19 protein-coding genes are annotated in these 23,421 nt (G+C 38.7%); 12 read left to right on the top strand and 7 right to left on the bottom strand.

The window, feature by feature from the left end; translation table 11 throughout:
- Positions 1–49: 49 nt before the first annotated feature.
- Genes SACI_RS10175 through SACI_RS10165 form a run of 3 tightly spaced genes read right to left on the bottom strand, consistent with a single transcriptional unit; the run spans position 50 to position 2,325 of the window.
- Positions 50–808 (bottom strand): tetratricopeptide repeat protein, encoded by a 759-nt coding sequence (locus SACI_RS10175; protein ID WP_230937995.1) that lies wholly within the window; start codon positions 806–808, stop codon positions 50–52.
- 43 nt (positions 809–851) lie between these two features.
- On the bottom strand, positions 852–1,715 hold the full coding sequence (locus SACI_RS10170) for a hypothetical protein (RefSeq protein ID WP_011278900.1): 864 nt from the start codon (positions 1,713–1,715) through the stop codon (positions 852–854).
- A complete protein-coding gene (locus tag SACI_RS10165) occupies positions 1,696–2,325 on the bottom strand; it encodes a MarR family transcriptional regulator (RefSeq protein WP_011278899.1) in 630 nt (209 codons plus the stop codon). Before SACI_RS10165 ends, SACI_RS10170 begins: the two co-directional genes overlap by 20 nt.
- 203 nt (positions 2,326–2,528) lie before the next feature.
- Here SACI_RS10165 and SACI_RS10160 point away from each other — a divergent pair, with 203 nt between their 5' ends.
- The 9 genes from SACI_RS10160 (at position 2,529) to SACI_RS10115 (ending at position 16,525) form a co-directional block, all read left to right on the top strand.
- Positions 2,529–6,887: an oxidoreductase gene (locus tag SACI_RS10160; protein WP_011278898.1), complete on the top strand. Its 4,359-nt coding sequence runs from the start codon at positions 2,529–2,531 to the stop codon at positions 6,885–6,887.
- An 11-nt stretch (positions 6,888–6,898) separates the two neighbouring features.
- Positions 6,899–7,732, top strand: coding sequence for a 4Fe-4S dicluster domain-containing protein (locus tag SACI_RS10155; RefSeq protein WP_011278897.1), 834 nt, complete (start codon positions 6,899–6,901; stop codon positions 7,730–7,732).
- A gap of 11 nt (positions 7,733–7,743) precedes the next feature.
- The gene (locus tag SACI_RS10150) at positions 7,744–8,445 is read left to right on the top strand and encodes a TorD/DmsD family molecular chaperone (RefSeq protein ID WP_011278896.1); all 702 of its coding nucleotides are present in this window, start codon (positions 7,744–7,746) and stop codon (positions 8,443–8,445) included.
- Positions 8,446–8,564: 119 nt separating this feature from the next.
- On the top strand, positions 8,565–9,575 hold the full coding sequence (locus SACI_RS10145) for a hypothetical protein (protein ID WP_011278895.1): 1,011 nt from the start codon (positions 8,565–8,567) through the stop codon (positions 9,573–9,575).
- A gap of 96 nt (positions 9,576–9,671) precedes the next feature.
- Complete coding sequence (locus tag SACI_RS10140; protein WP_015385772.1) at positions 9,672–11,144, top strand: 4Fe-4S binding protein; 1,473 nt, start codon at positions 9,672–9,674, stop codon at positions 11,142–11,144.
- 265 nt (positions 11,145–11,409) lie between these two features.
- On the top strand, positions 11,410–12,495 hold the full coding sequence (locus SACI_RS10135; RefSeq protein ID WP_011278893.1) for an MFS transporter: 1,086 nt from the start codon (positions 11,410–11,412) through the stop codon (positions 12,493–12,495).
- Between the two features lie 127 nt (positions 12,496–12,622).
- Complete coding sequence (locus tag SACI_RS11760) at positions 12,623–13,381, top strand: sulfocyanin-like copper-binding protein (RefSeq protein ID WP_088899932.1); 759 nt, start codon at positions 12,623–12,625, stop codon at positions 13,379–13,381.
- 366 nt (positions 13,382–13,747) lie between these two features.
- On the top strand, positions 13,748–15,121 hold the full coding sequence (locus SACI_RS10120; protein WP_011278891.1) for an MFS transporter: 1,374 nt from the start codon (positions 13,748–13,750) through the stop codon (positions 15,119–15,121).
- 219 nt (positions 15,122–15,340) lie between these two features.
- Positions 15,341–16,525 carry an NRAMP family divalent metal transporter gene (locus tag SACI_RS10115; RefSeq protein ID WP_011278890.1) on the top strand — a complete coding sequence of 395 codons (1,185 nt, stop codon included), beginning with the start codon at positions 15,341–15,343 and terminating at the stop codon, positions 16,523–16,525.
- Positions 16,526–16,610: 85 nt separating this feature from the next.
- On the opposite strand, the gene SACI_RS10110 is transcribed toward SACI_RS10115, so the two are convergent.
- The 4 genes from SACI_RS10110 to SACI_RS10095 all read right to left on the bottom strand — a co-directional run bounded on the left by SACI_RS10110 (position 16,611) and on the right by SACI_RS10095 (position 19,149).
- The gene (locus tag SACI_RS10110; protein ID WP_048054411.1) at positions 16,611–17,099 is read right to left on the bottom strand and encodes a hypothetical protein; all 489 of its coding nucleotides are present in this window, start codon (positions 17,097–17,099) and stop codon (positions 16,611–16,613) included.
- A gap of 217 nt (positions 17,100–17,316) precedes the next feature.
- Entirely contained in the window at positions 17,317–17,679 is a 363-nt protein-coding gene (locus SACI_RS10105) for a hypothetical protein (RefSeq protein ID WP_370685268.1), read from the bottom strand.
- Positions 17,680–17,719: 40 nt separating this feature from the next.
- The gene (locus tag SACI_RS10100) at positions 17,720–18,166 is read right to left on the bottom strand and encodes a hypothetical protein (RefSeq protein ID WP_015385767.1); all 447 of its coding nucleotides are present in this window, start codon (positions 18,164–18,166) and stop codon (positions 17,720–17,722) included.
- On the bottom strand, positions 18,163–19,149 hold the full coding sequence (locus SACI_RS10095; protein ID WP_011278886.1) for a twin-arginine translocation signal domain-containing protein: 987 nt from the start codon (positions 19,147–19,149) through the stop codon (positions 18,163–18,165). The genes SACI_RS10100 and SACI_RS10095 overlap by 4 nt, the downstream gene beginning before the upstream one ends.
- Before the next feature lie 526 nt (positions 19,150–19,675).
- On the opposite strand from SACI_RS10095, the gene soxA reads away from it, so the two are divergent.
- From soxA to soxC, 3 genes are read left to right on the top strand one after another with little or no spacing between them, the layout of a single operon-like run.
- Positions 19,676–20,182, top strand: a complete 507-nt coding sequence (gene soxA, locus SACI_RS10090) for a proton pump complex quinol oxidase subunit SoxA (protein WP_011278885.1) — start codon at positions 19,676–19,678, stop codon at positions 20,180–20,182.
- Positions 20,182–21,735 carry a proton pump complex quinol oxidase subunit SoxB gene (soxB, locus tag SACI_RS10085; RefSeq protein ID WP_015385766.1) on the top strand — a complete coding sequence of 518 codons (1,554 nt, stop codon included), beginning with the start codon at positions 20,182–20,184 and terminating at the stop codon, positions 21,733–21,735. Before soxA ends, soxB begins: the two co-directional genes overlap by 1 nt.
- Positions 21,725–23,416 (top strand): proton pump complex cytochrome B SoxC, encoded by a 1,692-nt coding sequence (gene soxC, locus SACI_RS10080; RefSeq protein WP_015385765.1) that lies wholly within the window; start codon positions 21,725–21,727, stop codon positions 23,414–23,416. The genes soxB and soxC overlap by 11 nt, the downstream gene beginning before the upstream one ends.
- The last annotated feature ends 5 nt before the right edge of the window (positions 23,417–23,421 follow it).

Here is a 23,421-nt window from a genome sequence, read left to right as displayed (position 1 = left end):
TTCAGAGACGCTTAACCGGAAAATAATGATTCTTTTCAAAAAACTGAAATTATTTCTGTCCACACATATTTCTTAAGGACTCATAGAACTCCCTTATCACGTTGTTATTGGGATCAAGGCTTAAAGCCTTCTCAGAATCACTTATGGCATTTCCACATTCTCCTGTCATATACTCTGAGAAGGCAAGAAGATAATAATTTTCAGCGGTGGGTCTTATGGATACAGATATCTTGAACTCACTTAGTGCCAACTTGTAGAAATGGGTCTCCAGATAGATCTTACCCTTGAGGGTGTGTAGTGTTTCGTCCTTGTTGTTGTATTCTAAAGCCCTATTTATCTCCTTAAGGGCATCTAGGAATTTTCCTGTTAAGTAAAAACATTGAGCCCGTAATAACCTACTTTCAACATCATCAGGCTTCATCTTTATCACATAGGTGAGAACATCAAAAGCTTGTTCATATTCCTGCATTTCAAACAGTATCCTAGCCTTTAATTTATTATAATCATAAGAATAAGGTAGAATTGAAAGAGCATTATTCACCTCGTCCAATGCATTAACAAGGTCATTATGATTGAAATACAGCAAGGCTAACTCATAATACATATAGTGGGCATAGGGAAATCTGTTTATGCCCTCTTTAAGTTCTCTTATAGCCTCTTCACTTTTTCCCATCTCGATATAGGCTTTGCTCCTCAAGATATAAGCTTCAGGCAAGCTTAAATTACCCAAGACATTTAATGCCTCAGGATAATCCCCTTTCTCAATTAACCTTTCAGCTTCATATATTGGATCCTCTTCTCCTTCCATGTCCACAATTTATGATCACCATTATAAAGTTAAAAATAATTTTTTAACTAATAAAACTTGATCTGAAAACGCTTAAGCCAAGGCTAAGGGCTTTATCAACTACCCTGTCTACACCAATCTTATTTCCTAATATGACCACTGAAAATGGACTTGCAAAAGGATTTTTTGTGAAGTTCTTTGTTAGCTCTAGAATATTTTTATCATGAACTATGATAGTTTTTATCTTCAATGTTTTCAATTTCTTAACAGAGTCCTGGTTCATGCCAATATCCTCGACATACGTAAGGTTATTCTCGTTCTCTCTTACCACCTCACCGAGTTCCCTGTAAACTTTTGAACTAATTTCCAGAATCTTCTCCTTTTCTCTCCTAACATAGGAGTCATCTAAATTAAGTCTCCCCATCACAAACCTGTTGTAGAGAGAAATAAATGCTAACTCACCTAGAGGCTGTATTATGCAATAATCACTGGGTTCAAACTTTCCAAGCTTCGCAATACCCTCACCTAAGCCCCATCCAAATAAGATGTCCTCTCTTTTGAAGTAAAGGTTATCTACAGCTCCCTTAACCACTATGGGATTTAACACCAGACCTCTTAACAGACCGTCATATATCTTAGACTCAGGGGGAAAAGTTATATCAACAATACGCAGTGTGGATGCCGAGACCAGAGCCTCTCCATTTAGCTTTACGCTTCTCTCTATTATGACTTCAAATTTTGGAGAGAAGTAGTGTATATTTATTTTTCCCCTTTTCTCCATTGGTCTACTTGACTTAATGAAAAATAGGCTTACCTCTTCACCTCTCTCTCCATGATAAATCCCAAATTGTTCACTCAGTTCGCATGTTCCTAAAATAGTTGAGGGATTGAAACCTAGTTCCAAGTACTCATTGAGGTAATTCAGCATTTGTGACACTGAGGTACTTTGAAATCTCGGGACAATAATACCTTAATTTTATACCTTCTCTCTTGCACTTTGCTGCAAGTACATAAGGTTTTCCATTATTGTCATATGAGATAATTGCCTTACATCCGTTCCTCAGATCTATTGACGGGAAAAAGTTTATCAAAATATTTGCAATAACCTCTTTCGTCTCCTCCCTTAGCTCATCCTGTTTATTGTATAACATTGTGGCAATAGTTACAGGCTGATTAAAACATATCACAAACGGTGATAGGTTCATACTCTTCAAAACCTTATCTACATCCTCTAGGAAATACTTGAGTTTCTCTTCATCACCATCATAGTTCCACAACTTCTTTAAGACCGACAAACATCTTCTCCTCACATTGCCCTTAGACGTGTTTAAGTAGAGTATTATAGCACCCCTAGCCGTTATTGAAAAGCCCCTTTTATCCTCCCTCTTTACTAAGCCTAATCCTACTAGTCTGTTGAATGTCCTCCACGCCGTTGCATTTGATATCCCTGTAAGCTTGGAGAAACGGTATGAAGTGAGCTGAATGTATAAAATTAACTCCTCCAACACTAGTATGTCATTCGGTTCTAATCTTATCATTATTTTAAATTGTAAGCACTTAATCTTAAATATTTATACTACTATAACTTTTATCAAAAAATAATGATAAATTGTGTGTGAGCTTATTGTTCAAAAAAATTTATCGTGGTTGTGGCTATGAACTAATATGGTAAATATGAATATTCAGTCATATCTTCAAACTGAAGTGAATACTTAAAAAAACTTTATTAAAAATTTAATTAATGAGTCAATTAAAGCTAAGTAGGAGAGACTTTCTAAAAATAAGTGGATTTGCTGGTTTAGGTACTGCAGTTTTCCTCAGCACTCCTTCTGTTGTGGATAAAATATTTAGACCCATTGCCGAGACAACTAGCTACACCCTGAACTATCCCTCTGACGAAATAGTGTACACGAACTGTTTCCAGTGTTTAGGTAGATGTGCAATTCAGGTAACTAGAACTCCAGAGGGATATCCTAGGTTCGTTACTGGGACTATTGGTTGGCACATAAATGATGGCGGAGTTTGTCCTAGAGGAGCAGCTGATGTCTACTACTATTTCGTTCCTTCAAGGTTAAGATATCCTCTACTTAGGGCTGGACCAAGAGGGTCAGGTAAATGGATTGCCATTGACTACGATACTGCTTATGATATCCTTGTGAATGGTGCCAATGCGAACTCTTGGTCCAAGTTAGGTTTGAACCCGGGAAGTTTAGGTATAGGTAACTTTCCTGGTCTGTTGAAGATTAGGGAAACTAATCCCCATTCATTTGTCCTATTTACAGGGAGGGATCAGTTAATCCCTGGAATAACAGCAGGTTTCTTTGCTGGTAACTTTGGTACTGCGAATTCAGGTGCACATGGAGGATTTTGCTCAATGAATGTCTACTCAGCAGGAGTTTACGTTACTGGTGCCCCAGTGTGGGAATATGCAGGACCTGATGAGACGAGAGCCCAATACTTCATTTTAGCCGGTCTTGCTGGGGATCACTTCCCTAATTGGATGAGGAGAATTATAGCTAGGATAAGGGAAAATGGAGGAAAAGTCCTAACTATAGCCCCTGAGAGATTTGGCTTCTACAGTGTCTCGGATGAGCACCTATATGTAAATCCGGCTACAGATGGAGCCTTGTTCATGGGATGGATAAGGGTCTTGGTAGATTTCCACTTTTACGTATATAAGGTTTCTAATGGTAAGACAGTCTTAAATCCCATTACCTTACAACAAGTTTCTCCCTCTTACAGCGGGACAGGACAACTGCTTTTCCAGACTGTTGCACCTAACGGTCAGGTGGTAACTCTTCCTCAATTTGGTGAAATACCAGATACCGCCAATTTCCCTCATATAGACGAGGAGTTCTTAAGGTATTATACTAATTTGTCATGGCTGGTAATACTAAATCCCAATCCTCAGTATGGAGACCCATTAGACCCCTCAGACCCTAACGCGAGTAATAATACAGGTTTACATGTTAGGATGCCAGTGAAAAACAGCCTCTATTCCACATCACAGAAGATTACTGCAACAACGTCCTCAGGCAGTACTGTTTCATTCACTTTCCCTGCTTCGAAATGGCTGGAGGCTGTGTTAGGAAGTGATGGTAATGTTTACTCCTATGTTGATATACCATGGCAAAACGGTGTCATGCCCATCTTGACCCTAGATGAGTTACCTTCAAGTATGATCAGTAATATAGTTCAAGTCTCCTATAGACTGAGAAATGGTCAAATGATAAAAGTTCCTGCAATTCAAGTAACTGTTCCTGCATCACCCGGTAGCAGTAATACCATAACCTTGACTGTTACAACAGGGTTTGAACTTCTGAGGGCTGAGTTAATGAACTATGATCCCTATACCTCACCAGATCAGACGGCTCAATACGGTGCCATAAATGTTTCTAATCTTACTGGAATACCGGAGTACACTGTAGTTAGGATCGCAAATGAACTAGCAGTTGTTGCATTTCAGAAGTCTATTCAACAACCTGTAAAGTGGGTCGATTACCTAGGTAGATATCATGAGTCTATCACAGGTAGACCTGTTTCCATTTACTTTATGAGAGGGCTAGCTGCACATGCAAACGGATTCCAATCTGCAGCTTCAGCTTATTATTTAGTATTAATGTTAGGTGCCTGGGACAATCCAGGGGCTGACGGGTATAAGTATCCATACCCTCACTACTTCCCCGGTCATGGAGTACCTCCACATCCTTTGGCTAATACCCCATCAATAGATCCTGATCTTGCATCCTTGGGCGTAAAGCCCCCAGCTGGTGGTAGGGCTGGTTTTCTCAAGAACGAGTTAATACATAATGACGGAACCGTTGAAATCACCAAAGTGTCAGTGGTTCCCGCAGGTCCCTATGGGTTCCCAGATGGTCCAGACGACTTAGTAATTTATAAAACAGGTAGACCTTTACTGGTTGACCGTGGCTATAGTTGGGAATTACCCCTTACTACACAGAGATCAATTTCAGCAGTAGCTTATACAGCGTATTTGATGAATAAGTACTTCAATAAGGCTATAATACCTTATAATATCCAAGCAATGATGTGGTATTTGACCGCACCATATTGGAATAACGCTTACACATTAAGTGATTTATTGCAAAAGGTTACAGAGACAGACTCGAATGGAAACTATATTATACCATTTACTACAACTATTGACCTCTTTATGCACGAGAACGATAATGTTGTAGATTTAGTTATTCCCGACTTATCATTCCTAGAGGTATACGGTTTTCACTCAACTTTTGATAGACCTACCAGTTTGCCAAATGGACCCTCTGATTCCTTAAATTGGCCTTCACTTCCATCTCTATACCCTGTACTAAGTGCTGGTGATTTTCTACTTACACTCCTATGGTTAGTTAGAGGGTATCCAAACCAAAAATCCAATCCTAACTTATCAATTAGTCCCACTAACAACCCACACTATACTACTCAGGATCCGGTAACAGGTCTACCACTTGTTAGCCCAGTCACCATACATGATCCCGTTACAGGGCAACAAATATTTTCCCAGGGTCAACCAGGCTTAATATCCACAGGAATTTACATCCTAAAATCAGGGACTTTGATAGCGGGATATGGCAAAAACTTTGAATACATATTGAAAAATGAGGCTGAAGCGCAAACTCCAAATCCCCAACAGCTTAAGCTATATGCCTCATTTGTTCCAAATGGCTCTGACCAAAGTACAGTCATAAGCCAAATTACCTCTCAAGTGCCTAGCGGTTCAACGTTCTCTACTGCAACGACTTACACCATAGGTGCAAGTAACAGAAATGGCGGAATTGAGGATTACTTCAGATTACCAGTACAGTTCCAGCCATTACTCCAGAACCTGCTACAAAGTATAATAAATAACTTCGCAGCCGGAAAAATGACATTAAATGACATAAATCCAGGAGTAGTAAAGGTAGGTAAGGGAGGCGCAGTATACGTACTTCCACCGTCAATAAGATACATGAGAAATGTCAATATGTTCTACTTTAGAGGATGGGGAGCTTACATGCCAGGAGGTTATGGTAACGTTGGGTTACCATATATTCACAGAATATATCTTGAGTATTTGCAGAGATTTAGACTTGCTGCAGCTGGAAAATGGACAGGTTATAACGCTGCGTACTACTATTATTACAAGTTAACAAACAACTCTAAGTTCCTCGTTCCATCCACACTGCCTAATGATAGTTACGGTAGTGCTCTCAGGAATAACATATTGGATTACTTCAAACCTTTTGGAGGGTATTACCCGCCTCCCACATGGAAGTCTGATATTACTCAAGATGGTATAGACCTTTCCCAGTATCCGTTGACATTCTTTGTAAGGAGACATGATAGAACATATCACTCCTGGTCTTATACTACTCCGTGGTTAACAGCTATTATACCCTATACCCCAATGGTCCTGAGTTCAGCAGACCCCTATGTTCAGTCAATGGGTATAAATAATGGAGATTTTGTCACTTTCCAGGCTATGAACGAGCCCAAGAGTGGGGGACTAACAACTCAGCTCACTGCATTAGTGTTCCTAGACGAGGCGACTAGACCAGGTTCTGCATGGGTGGTAGTATCCTCTCAGGCATTACCAGGTTTCAGGAGCCAAACTCAGGACTCTCCTCAGGTGAAGTACAGTGTGTTGAATAACTGGGCTAATATTGTATATATGCCTCCCTCTAGAGGAGGAGCATTAGACCCTAACGTGGACAATGCATTTCCCATATTAAACTTAGACCCTATAACAGGACAGACAGCATGGCATGATTCAAGGATAAAGATAGTCGGAAAGGCTAACACAAATAAGGTCAGTGTGTCCTCAAGTACTTTCATTTATATGGGACAGGACTTCAGTAACCAGGATATAATAAGCACAATAGTCTCTCAGATAGGTGGACAAATAAGTGTAAGCAATTCCCCAGTTACACCTGCCTTTGCACAAGCAGTTGATATACCCTATCTACGTTTCAATGCTAACTCAATGCAGAACACAGAAATATGGAGCTTTGTATCCCCTGGCTCTTTAGCCCAAAACGGTTACGTAATTGGTAATTATAAGTTGAGGTATGGTTATGCATCAGAACAAGTTTCCCCATGAGGTGAAATAATATGTCCTCCACAAATAGTACTCAACCCCAACAAATAACCCTAGACATGTATCAAAACGGAGTTGAATATAGGTTACCGTTTAAACCATCTAAGAACTTTGCAATAATAACGGATTTAAATAAGTGCTTTGGCTGTGCAGGTTGCCAGATGTCATGTAAAGAGTGGAACACATCAGGTATGTTCGGACCATTACCTGACCTTAACCCTTACGGAGACCTAGACGTAATGTTCTGGCTGAGAGTGCTAAACGTTGAAGTGGGGAATTGGCCCCAAACTAAGGTTTATAATATACCAATAAACTGCTTCCACTGTATGAATGCCCCTTGTGTACCAGTATGTCCAGTGGGGGCAACTTTCAAGAGAGTTGAAGACGGTATAGTCCTTGTCGACTATAACAAATGCATAGGTTGTAAATACTGCATTTATGGCTGCCCCTATGGTAACAGGTTCTTTGATCCAGTTCAAGGAGTTGTGAAAAAGTGTACCCATTGTTTTGATAGACTATACGATACAACCATACCACCAGAGGAGAGAATTCCAGCATGTATTCACGGATGCATGGTTCAGGCTAGAATCTGGGCAAATATATTGGATCCTACAGATCCAGGAACTATACTGTTTGTGGATAAAGGTGGATTTGTGATGGGACCTGAGACTGGAGCAAATCCTGCCAGCGGTTACTTACCATGGAGAAGTGATTATGCAGGGAATGAGGATGTAGAGTTACTATCCCAAGAAGAGTACTTCAACGTCTGGACTGCAACAGGTGTGGTTCAATTAGGGTCACAGGGAACCAACAGTACAACAACTCAAAGCAATAACTCCAGTAGTTAAGATGTTCTCCTATGTCTAGTGACCAAGGAATTCTAAGATTTTTAGTATATGATATTTTTTCTGAAATCTTTCTGTATAAAATTGAGGACAAGGAATTTAATGATATGTTAGATAAGTTGAATGACGTAACTGAAAAAGTAGGAGGCATATTAAAGGAGTTAGCCAACGTGGATATGTTCGAAATAAGGAAGAAGTTCAAGAGTAAATCGAAGAAGGACTACCTAATTGAGTACACTACATTATTCCTTACCGGTTTTGGAAATAAACCTCTAACTCCGGTAGAAAGTAAGAGAAATTACTTACTTATAGGCGAGGGAATAACGACCTTTAGATACAATGATATAGTTAGATTTTACACTACGAGAGGTTTAGTGATGAAAAGCAGAAGTTTCATGCATGAGCCTGACCATATATCTACTATCTTAGGATTTATGTCATTCTTGATCAGAGAGGAAATAAATTTATCAAAGGATAATGGGGACATATCTAAAATAGTCATGGACGAATATAACTTTATGACGACACATATTATGAGCTGGGTGCCTGAATGGATTAATGATGTATTAAGCGACAGTAGATCAGATATATTTAGACCAGTTTGTGCCAACTTAGGGAGATGGATCAACTATGATTATAGTCAAATGTCAAAGAGGGCTAAATTTGTCGGAACTGTGGACAGTAACTTAGGTCGATCCTCTCATGAATTAAGGTGATAATATCAGGTTTAAATATTTCCGTTAGAATTTTTCAAACCTGTTTTTCCTTTTCCGTTAGAATTTTTTAAATATATTTTTAAAATAGCCTTAGCCATACATGAAAGAAGTGAAATATTGTGAAAAAAGGTAAGGGAAAAATAGAAAAAGCCGTATCTAATACTGTATTCGCCGCAGTAGTTGTAATCTTAATCATAATAGCTGCCGTAGGTTTTGTACTATATGCGACTAAGTCCACTGGTCCAGCCACTACTGTTACCACAACAGTACCAGCTGGAACTACTACAGTTACTTCTACTTTGACTAAGCCTGTTACTGTTAACTCCTCTGGTGCCTTTTACAATGGCCAGGTTATAACATTCCAGTACACTGCCCAGTTCATGTGTACTCCCCCTGCTACAACATTCTTCCCCAATGAGACTAACCAGAGCAAGGTTGCAATGGGTTGTGAAGTCGGTGCTGGTAATATTTCAGCATTCCCCAAGAATGCTGCCCCTGTGTTTGTTTTAGTCCCTGCCTTTGCTGGTCTCTCAATATTTGGTGTTACACAACTTGGTGCAACTTCCCAGGGCTTCCCAACATTTACTTATAACAACGTGACTTATATTATTACTACACAGTGTGGTGCTGCTGGGACAATGACTGCCTGTCCTGACCACATGACCTACATCTACTCCCCAGCCTTTACTGCTGTTGAGCAGGCTTTGGGTTATAAGAATGGTGTGTTTGGCCTACCAGAGGGTGTATTACCAACACCAGCCCACGACCACTTGGTCACATTTACCACAAACCAGAGTATACCGTGGTATATTGTTGTTGTGTTGGTATTTGATCCCAACATATTCCCCAACCCAATAACAGGTCAATGCCAGGCTATAGTGCCATCAAACACAACTAACCCAACAGCAAATTGTTTGAACAATATTCAGGCTCTTGAGAACGCAATGATGACCTATGATAGTGCAGTTGGAATGGCTAATGCTAAGAACCCAATATGGACTACACTTGTTAACACTGACTTACAGGTTGTTGTGCCAGGTATAACATCACCAAGTCAATTAATGTCAGCTACGAACTCGAACATGGTGTTATACTTTAGCGACCCAGCAATATACCCATACCCAATATAAAACAACAAACATCTCGTTCAATATGGTGATTAAAGGTAAATATAATCTGTTTTTTTATTTTTACATAATTGATATTTAATCCAAGTTGGTGATAAGATGGATAATTTGAAGATCCTGAGTAGTTTTGTTGACTACATTTTTAGACATTCGTATATATTTACGATCTTGGTAGTACTACTGATTCCTTTCCTAACTGTACCAGTTACGTTTGCAACTATGGTATTTATTGGATTTCTGTTTCAGAGTGTATACTATAAGAGGTTGTCACTAACAAACTATCCATATAAGCTAATAGACATCTTATCTGTTCTCGTCGTCGTATATTCATTTGAATTTTTATCGCAAGCTTATAATTTACCCATGTACTATACTGTAGTTCTGGGTTTAGTGGTCTCCACATATTTAATGTATAGGGTAAAGTTCGGTATCGAGAGAAAGGTTAATTACCTGAGTAACCCTAGAGTGGCTTTCCTACTTCTCTTCCAGGCGTTTTCTCTTTCTTGGTTTGCCAGTGGAATATTGAATTTTGAAACAGGGATGATAAGTAGTGCTATGGGCTTGTATAGTAATTTTGGTTTCTTTCCTTTGACTAACCCCTTGTTTGCCTTGATGGATTTTCTCTCTGTTTTTGCTACAATAACAGCAAGCCCGTGGTTTATGATAAATATGGGCATATGGTTGGGATTATTAGGTTCATTCAGAGTGTTAGAGCTGAATAAGTTGGAGAACAAGATAAGATATCTATTAATGATGTTTGCGTATGCGTTTTATAGCATTTGGCTACCTACTTTCTCCCCAATATCAAACAGCGTACAGTATATTCCATATATGTGGTTTAATGGTTTAGGGACTTATGGTCCTGTGGAACCGTCATACTTGATTGACGGAATAATAGGAACCTTTGCAGTTACAGCAGTTCTCTCATTTCTATTTGGAGGTAGGCAAATATGCTCTGTCACTTGTACAGCCCCATTCATGTTACAGGGCACATTTCAAGGATCTATGAGGAAATACAATAGGAGTTCTAAGCTGGGGAGAAAGACACTGACCTCTAGGATGGCTAATTGGTATAAGTGGGTTATGATTACAGTTTGGGCGTCTTTGATTGTATTTGCTGTCCTGTCCTATTTCAACTACGAGGGAGTAATTTCATTTTCAGTATTAGGCAATGACGCTACAAAATTCTATGCAAGTCTTTACTTTAATGTTATTTGGTATTTCCAGTTCATGTTTATGCCATTTTTAGGGAACTACGCATGTGTAACTGAGGGTATATGTGCTTGGGGGACATTTAACCAGTTCTTCGGGTATTTAGGTCTCTTTAAGCTGAAGGTAAAGGATCCTCAACAGTGTCTGAACTGTAAAACTGTAGACTGTGCGTTAGCATGTCCTGTTGGACTGACGGACATGAGGGCAAATTTCATCAAAAAAGGAGAATTTAAGTCGTTTAAGTGTATAGGTGTAGGCGATTGCGTAGAGGCTTGTCCACACGACAATATAGTCTTCCATGATGTCAGAAGTTACTTGAAGAGATTTTCAGTTAAGCTGTTACAAAAACAAAGTAAGTAATTTTCAAGGAGAACTCTCAAGTTATTGGAATAATGGTTGTCCACGTTTAACGTAAGAGTGCCACACCTATTTAGCTGTGCTCTAAATAGAGTTAATGAAGTTAGACTCTATCTGTTGTCACAGAGTTCATGTCGTGAAGAGGTTGAACCGTCTTATTTTACTACTCCACGTAGAGAAACTATAACTAAATAAGGTATTTATGTTAGTTATTTAGTTATCCTTAATCGACATATTTTTTATAAAGTGACTAATATTATACTAAAATATGACTAAATACGAGAGTTTTTTGCTCGTTATATCGTCATCGATTTTCGGTATATCCATGGGGGCTAACACTATAATTATGTCCCTTTATCTCCTTTCTTTAGGACTTAGTCCTTTGACCATTGGTGAGCTATTATCAGGGTCAATAATCATTGGTGCACTGATTTCCTTAACCCTCTCTTTTCTAGGGGATATGTATGGGAGGAAAAAGTTCTCCATAATAAGTAGGGGTATAAGTACACTATCTATATTCTTCTTGTTTCTAGGATATCCTTTAGCTTATTTGTTCTATCAGAGTTGGGGATCAGGGAGTTTAATAATGTCTTTACTAGCGGAAAAATCTGAAAGCTTTCAGAGACTTTTAGGAGTTAGGCAAAGTCTATCAATACTGTTATCAGTCGCTGGAAGTCTATTCCCACTAGTACTAACTTATAAGGAGATATTGCTAATTGAGGTAGTCGTTAACTTAATTTCCCTGCTACTACTAATTCCAGTTAAGGAGAGTTATAAAGGCTACAGAAATATCGCTCTTAAGAGTCTAGGGACAATAGGAAAGTTCTCAACGGAGGCTTTAATAGGTCTAGGGGCAGGACTAGTGATCCCACTTATGTCACTCTGGTTTAACCTCAGATTTGGGGTAACTAGTTCACAGATGAGTCCAGTGTTTGCAATAGCAGAACTGACATTGGCTTTTAGCACTTATTTCTCAGTTATTATAGCTGAGAAGATTGGAGGAGTGAAAACAATAGTATACTTACATGCGACTGCAATTGCCCTACTTTTCTTACTTCCTTTTTCTCCATCATTCATCATCGGTTCAATAATTTTTGTGACAAGAAATGCATTGATGAATATGACCTCTCCTGTATTCCAGGCTATGGTGCTGAAGTTAGTCCCAGAGAACGAAAGAGGTAGGGCGAACGGAATAGTTAACTTGATGAGCTCCATTCCCAGAGCCTTTGGACCTAGTATTGGCGGTTTTTATTTTAATATAGGTAATTACGTATTACCCTTCATAATAACTGGATCACTCTATAGCCTAGCAACAGTTCTTTTCTTCTTGTTCTTCAGGAATGTTAGAAATTAAAATCTCTTGGGTGAAATAGAACTAGATGCAATGAAAAAGAGTAACTTAAACCGAATTTATTTTAAGAATTTTTATGTACAAAAAATTTTGGATAAAGTATATAAAGAATGTGCCTATTCATGAACCTATGAAGACCTCGACAATAGTCATAATAGCGGTCGTAGTAATTATCGTAATAATTGCAGGTGTTTTCGCCATAATGAGTTTTAACCATGGAACACCAACCAGTAGTACTACATCGTCCAGTAGTAGTATGAGTAGTATCTCATCTACTAGCTCAAGTACGACTACAACACCCACAACAACGAGTACTTCATCAATGTCATCTTCCACGTCCTCTTCTTCCACTACTACATCAAGTACATCTACCACTAGTTCCACCACGACCACATCAACTACAACAACTACTACGTCTACTACTACATCAAGTACGTTACCCCCAGGAGCCTATCAACTACAGTATAACCCCAGTAATAAAACAGTGTTCATTTATCTAGTTGTACAAGGAAGTTCCCTAAACTATAATGGCACTTCTAATGGTCAAATGAGAATTTACGTACCTGCAGGATGGAACGTGTTAGTGAAATTAACTAACCCTCAATCTTTACCCCATAACGCCCTTATAGTGCTAAATAATACAGTAAAGCCCAATAACCTGAATATATCAGCTGATGGTAAGATCATGCTGTATGTAGGAGCTAATGCTACAGACTATTATGGCAATGGTATATATGGAGGACAGTCTGCTGTAGGAGTACTACCTAATATTCCAGCCGGTTACTACTGGATAGCATGTGGAATCTACTCTCATGCTGAGTCTGGTATGTGGGTGGTGTTAGTTGCTTCCAATTCCGTTACTGTGCCATATGCAATTGTGATTAGTTAACTATTTCTGAGAAAGTACAAGATAAAGCAAAAAGTTTTTCTTTGCCTATCCTTTTCAATTTTTATCACTCAAAAGGTTTTTGTAATTTTTAATCATAGTATAAAACGCGGAAAGTATAAGTAATATTTTAAGTTATTTTTCAGTTAACTTCGTTCTTATAAGAAAATATTGTTAATGATTACCGTGATCTTATAATTAGTATTCAGTCCCCTGAGTCGGCTTCAACACTGCTTATAAATAAATTTCGTTCCACGAACTACATATTTTATAAACCACTATTTAGTTCTTATTTCAATATATAAATATATTTAGTTAATAATACGAAATATTTATATCTACTGCAATTAATCATAACACAGAGATACTATGAGTAAACCCTTCAAGCCTTTAGATGAAAAGAACCTGAGCTGGTTTCACTTTAAGTCAATGATAACTACAGGGATGGGAGTGTTCACAGATGGTTATGATCTATCCTCTATAGGCATAGTATTGCTGACCGTGTTACAGACTTTTGGAATAACAAGGGCTAACCCAGACTACTCATTATATGTCTCCTTGATAACTGGTTCAGCCCTCATGGGATCAGCAGTTGGAGCCATACTTTTTGGATTTTTATCGAACAAGGGAAGGAAGACCTTTTACGGAGTAGACGTTGCGATTTTGACGATAGGTGCAATACTTCAAGCCCTCGTTGTTGACCCAGTACAACTGATTATCGTTAGGTTCATATTGGGGCTAGGTATAGGCGCAGACTACGTGCTATCACCAATGATAATGGCGGAGCACTCAAATGCTAGGGATAGAGGGAAGATGTTGGCGTTAGGCTTTGGTTTATTTTGGGGGTTTGGAGCAACGACATCAGCGCTATTATACTTAGGTCTTTCGAGTATGGGACTTAGCCCTCAACTTCTGTGGAAAGTAGTCTTGGCAGCAGGAGCAATACCTGCAGCGTCTGTGATTTACCTCAGGAGGAAAATACCTGAGACTGCCAGATACCTGGGGAGAATTAAGGGAGATCTAGAGGAGTTAAACAGTGTCATAAAAAGTGTGACTGGAGAGACTTATCCAGTGAACACCGATTTAAGAGACAAAAACAGTTTCAGATTCTATCTAACGAAATTTTGGAGGCAGTTTTTAGCTGCTTGTGTTCTATGGTTTCTGTTTGATATAGTAGCTTATGCCGGAAATCTATTCGGTCCTTCGCTCATAGCCTCAAGCCTAGGTATTAACTCTGGAGTATTTCAGATAATGATAGAAGGACTGTTTGTTATCCCAGGAGGAATAGTTGCCCTTATGTTAGTTGATAGGATAGGTAGGAAACCAATGCAGACAATAGGCTTTTTTGGAATGGCATTAGCTCTCTTAGGTTTTTCGTTGTACAAGAGCTTCGCATTGAGTTTTTCACCCATAGTAGCTTTCCTAATATACGGTCTCAATAACTTCGCAAGTCAAGCTGGACCTGGTTCAGTTAGTGCAGTGGGAATTTTAGGTGTAGAGTTAGCTCCAACTAAGATACGAGGATTTGTCCAGTCATTGACCGTAGCCTCTGGAAGGATAGGAGCTGCCTTAACTGCCTTTGTGTTTCCATCGCTCTTCACAGAGTACGGAGAGGCATTTGCTATAGGATTCCTAAGTGCAGTAGCCATAGTGTCAGCTATAGTTACGCTGATCTCAATACCTGAGACAAAAGGCAAGTCCTTGGAGGAGACTTCAGGAGAGGTTGAGATTTTAAGTGCATGAAAAAGTTCAATCTGTAGACTGAGTGGGAGCAAGAAAAAATGGTGAGCAACATATAATCTACAGCCCCATCAAAAACTCCACACACATCTTTTTCTTCTTATTCTCCTTAATCTCAACCATTTGTTGGGGAAGACTGAGTTTAGTGTTAGCTGATATCCTTATTTCACGTATATTACGCCTAATCGTAAAAAATATAAATCATGATGTCTATACATCACTATGAGTATTAATGATGTCGCAAAGTTGTTTGGTTCTGCATGGATAGTAATGATGGCTGATGTTGACGCCGCTAGTATATTGACAGGAGTTGCAGACGGACAAACATATGGTTATAGGTTGATAATTTTGTTGCTAGTTCTCACACTTCCTCTTTACATAGTTCAAGAGGCTGCAGGGAGGGTAGGGGCTGTAAATAATGGAAAAGGGTTAGGAACTCTCCTAAGGGAAAAGTTCTCACAGAAATTCGCCTTAACTGCTGCAATTCCCATGTTTTTGGTTGACCTTTTCACTTATGTGGTCGAGTATGTAGGAATAGCTGTAGGGTCATTAATGATAGGCGTTCCAGTTTACATAAGCCTACCACTATTCTTTGTGATTCATTTATCTATTGTGCTTACAAGGACTTATGAAAAAATGGAGAAGACGTTATTAGGTATATCGTTTTTTCTTGTTATTGCATTCATAGTTCAAGCCTTTCTAAGAGGAGTTTCCCCAAACCAACAACTGTTATATTTTTCCGCTTCTAAGTCCTTCCTTTTTTTCTTGGCAGCAAACATAGGAGCAGTTGTGATGCCCTTCATGATATTTTATCAAGCCTCTGCCACTGCCTATAAATATAATAACTCAGCTCTTAGCAAGGATGTTAAGGTAAAGTGGTCATCAATGGAGACATTTATAGGGGCTTTAGTGTCAGAATTGCTGATGGTTGCTATCGAGATATCAACAACAGGATTGTCCTCTTCTATTGATCCCTTAAATTACAGGGAAATGTCGTATGCCCTATCAGCTATAAGTGGTATATATTCACCATATGTGTTCGGAATAGGTCTAATATGTGGTGGGTTACTAGCTTTGATAGTTGAGTCTTTAGGAAGTGCTTGGGGGACTTTAGAGGCATTAAACAAACATAACCACAGGAACACGACTCTTCTGTACGTTTTTGAGTCTGTTCCAGCAATTATTATTGCCTCTATCTTCAGCCAGAATTATGATCAGATAGTTAACACTGTATTATCCCTGATGTCTGTAACGCCTATAATAGTCTTTATCCCCGCCTTTTTCGTAGGGCTTTTGGTCGGTGATGAAAAGATTATGGGTAAGTATAGTTACAGCAGAAGAAGGATGGTAATTTATTGGATAACTGTAGTTATACTTTTAATAAGTGGAATAATGTCCCTTTTGTGAGAAAAAATTGAATTCTGCGCCTTTAGATATTTAGTCGGTTAAGTTAAATGGTTTCGGCTGATATACGCTCGAACAATTAAGTGGCTTATGCTCCAATAACCTGGGCTATTGACCCTGCTAAAATCATCATAGAAATTGAGAGCAACAGGAACACAATATTAAATTTTGAGAGTGTAGATATTGAATTTCTGATCTCCAGTCCCACTACATCACCTTCTCTAAGGTTCATTAACTGCCTTATTCTGTTACTAATTACTATACCTGAACCAAAAGCTAAAAGACCGAAGGCTCCGCCCACGAGGTTTAGGAAGGCTCTAATTCTTATGTTTAGACTGTCGTGCAATACGGCATTCACTATGAACAGGTTCCCGTTATAGGGTATGAGGTATATATAAGCAAATATTATGATACCAGTCACAATTGTTATAACAGACGATATAAGGAAGAATTTTCCTATTCTGACAAATTGCTCTTTTTCTCGTGGTTTTACCAGGAAGTTTAAGAATGCTGCACCTGCCCATAAGGCACCGAAGAAACCATGAACTTCATTTAATATATCAAATATTATCGTCATGAATGTAAATTTACTCATTATAAATATAAGTTTTTGTGGCACATAGTCTCTCCGTCTGTCGTTGTCAAAACTTTACGAGATAGCGAAATTTGAAGTTTTAATAAATTTAATAAAAAATATATATTGTATAAGGTGTGATTCGACCATATAAGAAATATTTAATAAAAATTTTTTAATTCGAAAAATCTAAATAAAATAACACAACAAAAAATCAAAGTCAAATGGAATAGAAGAATATAGATGAAGTGCAAAATAGAGATCCGAAGAATCCAAGAGCCATCAGATATGAGTAATCTGGGTTGAGTATTCCATAAAATGCTAGACCACCTGCAGCAGCTATCCCTATAAAAATCATGTTGAGGATTGACAGGATGTAAATATTTCTTATGCCCTCTCTAATTGCTTGAGCTAAAATTGCAACTCCAAAGAATCCAACAAGCATTGCAAATATTATATGACCTGATAATATAAGCGCCTCACTATATTGGGTAAGTGGGAACTTATCATAGAAAAGTGTCGATATTCCCTCAAAGAACAGCCCTGCCAGGAGAAACGTTTCAACTAGAGATGTGTATAACATTAACCTACTAGGTCTTATTTTATTTTCTGTTGCGACCACATCACTCACCTCTCTTTATGGCATATATTAAACAACCAGATGCAGTAATAACTGCAAATACAAACCCCATACCCATCTGCATCAAATAGGATACATCAACTATACCGCCAAAGTAGAATGACCCCTCGAAGGCGGCGAAGAGTATTGAAAGAACATTGAGGAAAGAAATGAGTATTGCCCCCTTATCCCTATAATTAACAGCTGCTGCCAAAAGACCCAGACTTAACACAGCCACTAGTATTGCACCGTATAAGTGCATTATGAGTAATGGTCCCTCAAGAGGTAAATTATATATAGCTAACCCCATTCCTCCGCTGTATAATATAAGGAGTAAGGCTATTTCACCAGAAGCGATTGCCGGAATGTAGTTCATTTTTGACATTAACCTTGTGGTTTCCATGTATTTTTCATACATATAATCAAATATAGAGGTCTTCACACCTATCATCCCTGAAAAGTATTTCCATAGTTTTGTACTTCCGAGTAACAATTTGAAGGCGTCTGATTACTCTTCAAAAGTAGCTTTTTGCAACCAGTAGACTCGTCGTAGGAGGATAAGTAGGCATAACCTGAAAGATCTGACGAATGTCCAAGTATAACTGGTGCTTTTAGATTCATGCTAACGGCATATAAGAAGTCTGTATTAGAGTCCCAATACAACTGGACATAAGGAAGTGGTCTAACCGTTGGTCCAGTCAGTACAGAGGCACCGTGATATGGATCGTAAGAAGAACCGTGACAGTCACAGTGAATTATACCTGGTGCATTAGCCTGTTGAGCTGCTTGCAAAGCCACGCCAGGCAAATAATTAGGTGTTGGAAGTCCTACCTTCATGTATTTTGGAGGATAGAAGTGTATTTCAGGAGGGGCACAACCAAGGTGCTGGCATATAGCTGAATAAGCAACAATGGACTTGTTTGGACCTACTCCTCCAGGGAATGAGTATGTGACACCATTTTCAGGTATTGTGACTGTAGTTGGAGGTACTTGAATTGGATTGTCGTTTTCATCTCCAAGGTTCAAGAGGAAAGTTATGTCTCCCTCCATTGGGTACTGGAATATCAAGATCTCTGGGTTATTTACTTTTAATTGCGAGGCTTTTATAGGATTACCACTTGAGTCAACTATAATGATCCAAGGAAAAGTATTCAAAGAAATTTCAGGTTGGTTAAGGTAAGAGACAATTGGCACAGCACTAGCAACTGCTGCTACACCAATTCCAATAAGAACAGCCTTTAAAAAGGCTCTCCTACTGGGATCTAAAGGACCCACGTTCTTTTCTGCATAGTTAAATAGATAATCTCTACCCTTCTTTACAAATTCAACCTCATCAAATCTAGTCTTTGGGTTTCTCATCTTTCTTACTAATTTCAATGAGAATATAAGATCATCCCGCTTTATAATTGGAATTCCTCCAGATCTAGGTCTCATTGCTAACCTATATTATCTTATCCTTATAAATTTTAATAAAAGTTTTGATTATACTCCGAGATTCTAATTCCATTTTTAAGGATAATCAGATATTTATACATAAGTAAATAAATTAATGTATTAGAACTTCGTACTTGAAAAAATTCAAAAAATTAAAGGAAGGGGGGAGTTAATGAATTCTAACTATTTTTCCTGTTAATTTTTATGAAAACTGTTAATAAGGAAACTTTTCATGTAAATTATTATTACTGAATATTTATCTTATAAACCAATAAAATACATTTTTGATATCAGAGAGGGGTAAATATTAAATAAACTCTCTTGACGGATATTTTTTATATTTTACAATAAAATTCATTTCAGTATATAATTTTATTAAAAAAGATCAATACACTTAGTGTTGATAAAGTACTTAAAGGCTTTATTGTTTAAATACTATATTTATTTAAACTCAAAATATTGTAATTCTTCAATAACAAAGACTTATAAACCCTATAGGAGATGTATAATAAGGTGTTTAGGGTTTATGGATATTAAGGAACATGCTGAAGAAGTCTGGTTCATCGTCATGCTAGTTCTAGTACTAATATTCTTCAGTTGGAACGTATACTACTTATCCACAGGAAAGAGCTTCTCACTTGATTATGGTTTACCAACATATTCCGGCTTACCTGAACAAGCCCAAAAAGCAGTCCAATACTTTGACTCCCACCCTCCATCACCAGGACAATACTCCGAAGTAATAAACGGGATGTTGGTAGTTAATCTTACCGCAACACAGTACAAATGGACCCCTGATCTAATAGTAGTGAATAAGAGCGAACCAGTGGTCTTAATCATAAACTCTCCACAAGTCGACACTGGGTTCTACTTAAGGACACCTGACGGGGTTATTAACCTCAATAATGTGGCTGGGATCACAAGTTATGCTTACTTTGTAATTAATCAGCCAGGTAACTACACGTGGAGGGACGCTGAGTATGCAGGATATAATTCATCTTACATGACTGGGACAGTAGAGGTGGTAGGCTGATGAGTCTTATAGAGAGAATAAAGAATGTGGTTTGGCCAAAAGATACTCTAAGTGTGGTTTGGTTATACACTATTGGCTCTATATTTTGGTTAGGAGTATTAGGAATAGCTGCAATGAACTTAAGGACGTTTCTAACCTATGACCAGAATTCCCCTAATGTGGGTGAACTGTATTACAGTGCTCTAACGATACATGGATGGGCTGCAATGATAGCCTTTGTTCCCATGGCTGCAGCAGCAGTAATAGGTTTCTCCCTATATAAGAGCAAATTGTCCATAATCCATACTAAACAGATGGCAATATTCTTCTGGTTATCAAATGTACTTCTAGGAATAGCAATGGCTGGTTCTCCAGACATGGGCTGGTATATGTATCCTCCATTAGCAATCGAGTCAAACAGTCAATTTCACGCTTTCCTGTTTTACACAACACCCCAGTTAATGGGAATGGCTTATTTGGTAATGTCAATAGCAGTTATATTGCAGACTGCAGCGTTTGTTACGCTTATTGCAGATGCCTACGCAACAAAGCCTAAGGGTGAAAGACTAAACATATTCGCAGCTTATGGTGTAGCATTCTCGATCGTAATAGCGGTTACCCTACCTGCTCTAGCAGCAGCGACACTATGGTATACTTTATACTTCTTCGCAAATGTGCCTGTAAATAACTTACTTTGGGCGATCCTTTTCTGGTTTTATGGTCATCCTGTAGTTTATTATGTACCATTCCCTCTATTCGGTGCACTGTACTATTATATACCTCAGTATGCCGGTAGATCGCTTTATAGCGAAAAGTGGGCTAGATGGAATATATATCTCCTTGCAATAGGTACAATGGGTGTCTGGGTTCACCACCTACAGACATGGCCATTACCAATTGTGTTAAGGGAATGGGTGAACTTATCCACACTCATATTGGCAACAGGCTCCGGACTAACAGTGCTTAATCTAGGACTGACTATATTTACCTCAAGAAAATATGACTGGAAGGATCCTGTTGGAATGGGTGCTTTAATATCTTTGATAGGTTTCATACTAGCTGGAGCTCAAGCACTAGTTTTACCTGAGAATTCAATAAATCCTCTATTCCACAACTCCTACTACGTAGTTGGACACTTCCACCTGATGATATGGACATTAATAATTATGGGATACACAACAGTATTTCTCGACATGTTAAGGACGAGTTTTGCTGGGTTTAACTTTAGCGCAACATCTTCCAAGTGGATGAGGATAGGTATGATATGGTGGACCGCTCCCTTCATGGGTGTGGGGTATGCCATGTCAGTTGCGGGTTATTTAGGATTTTTAAGAAGGATGATAGCTTATCCTGTCATATTCCAACCTTATAATTTAGTGGAATCATTCTTAGCCGAAATAGGAATACCTGGTCTACTCCTCACATTATTCGTGGGGATGTTCGATGCTTTAGCATATGCATCAAAACAACCTGTTTTTTCATCACCATCTGTAAGTAGTTTTAGTATGCAGGTTGATAAGGGTGAACTGGTAAAGAAAATTGATAGTGAAAAAGGGGTGAATAATGTTGGTTGAAGAGAAGAAATCAGGAATAATAGATTCAATTTTAGAAAGATTAGGGATAAATGAGGCACCCCTGTTCAGGACTCCAGATTACATGTATAATATATCTTATTGGCTCGGAGCTATGGTCGCTGCGTCATTTGCCTACACAATAATAACTGGGCTGTTCCTCCTCCTCTACTACCAGCCTGCATTTGCATATCAGTCAACTCAAACTATTATTAATAGTGTACCCTATGGTTCAGTTTTACTGTTCAGTCACCTGTATGGTTCATATATTATGATTCTTCTAGCTTACATCCACATGTTCAGAAACTTCTACAAAGGAGCATACAAGAAACCTAGAGAGTTACAGTGGGTGACTGGAGTTCTATTACTTGCACTCACTCTGGGGGCTTCCTTCTTTGGATACAGCCTAGTGAGTGATGTCTTAGGAGTAAATGCAATTGATATCGGTGATCAGCTTTTAGTGGGTACTGGTATACCTGGGGCAACAGCAATAGTAGGATGGCTATTTGGACCTGGAGGTAGTGCTGCGTTATCCTCTAATCCCCTAGTGAGGTCTGAGTTATTTGATAGACTTTTAGGTTGGCACATAATTATGGTGTTCTTGCTAGGTGTACTCTTCCTATTTCACTTTATGCTTTCAGAGAGATATGGAATGACCCCTGCGACAAGGGAGAAACCAAAGGTCCCTTCCTACTACACTAAGGAGGAACAAGAGAAGTTTAACCCCTGGTGGCCAAGAAACTTCGTTTACATGCTGTCAATAGTACTGATAACTTGGGGAATTATCCTGTTTGTACCTAACCTTTTAGCTAACATAAATGGGTTGCCAATAGTTATTAACCCATACCCTGCTCCACAGGCTGGGTCTCCTCAGGCAGTAAGCGTTCAGCCTTATCCACCATGGTTCTTCCTGTTCCTGTTCAAACTGGTAGACTTCCTGTTGCCTAACGGAATACCAATAACCCCAATACTTACTATAGCCTTACTTGTTGTAGGGTTAGTGATATTGATGTTGCTTCCATTCCTAGACCCATCAGACTCACTTTACGTAACGAGAAGGAAATTCTGGACATGGATAATGACCACATTGGCTGTTTACTTGGTAGAGCTCTCTGTGTGGGGATATCTTGAACCTGGAGTTCCAGAGCCAACATCTGCTCAAATTGAGTTCCTTGGACCTCCATTAGTCATAATAGGTATAATTGTGTATTTATGGCCCACTGAGAGAAAAACTAAGACTGTGAGCACAACTGCAACTGACTCTAGGGTGATAAAGATGAATATAACTCCAATGGAGATATTACTAGGTGCTGTGGGAACGTTATCATTCGCAGCTACATTATTCAATTTCATACAGTTCCCAACACTTATTAATGGTATAATACTAGTACCTCTTGGTCTATTTGCCATATATGCATTGAGGAGGATATCATTTTACGTTTTAGGAGGCAAGCCTGTCGCTTCCGTAGGAAATACTAGTTCCAGGATAAGTTTAAGGAAGAAGATTGCCTTCTTTGGCATTATTGCTTTGTTTGTGGTCTCTCTTGTGTTATTAGGTCTCATGTGGACTTTACCAAGCGTAGGTCCTCAAGCCACATATGCTGGTATGGATCTTGGTGTGATATTGCTTTTATGGGGAGTTGCTATACAGCTTTACCACTATGAAATATTTGTTAAGGAGTGATGAGA

It is taken from the genome of Sulfolobus acidocaldarius DSM 639 (assembly GCF_000012285.1).
GTDB lineage: Archaea > Thermoproteota > Thermoprotei_A > Sulfolobales > Sulfolobaceae > Sulfolobus > Sulfolobus acidocaldarius.
Note: the sequence above shows the minus strand (reverse complement) of the source record. Positions and strands in the feature narration are given on the sequence as shown.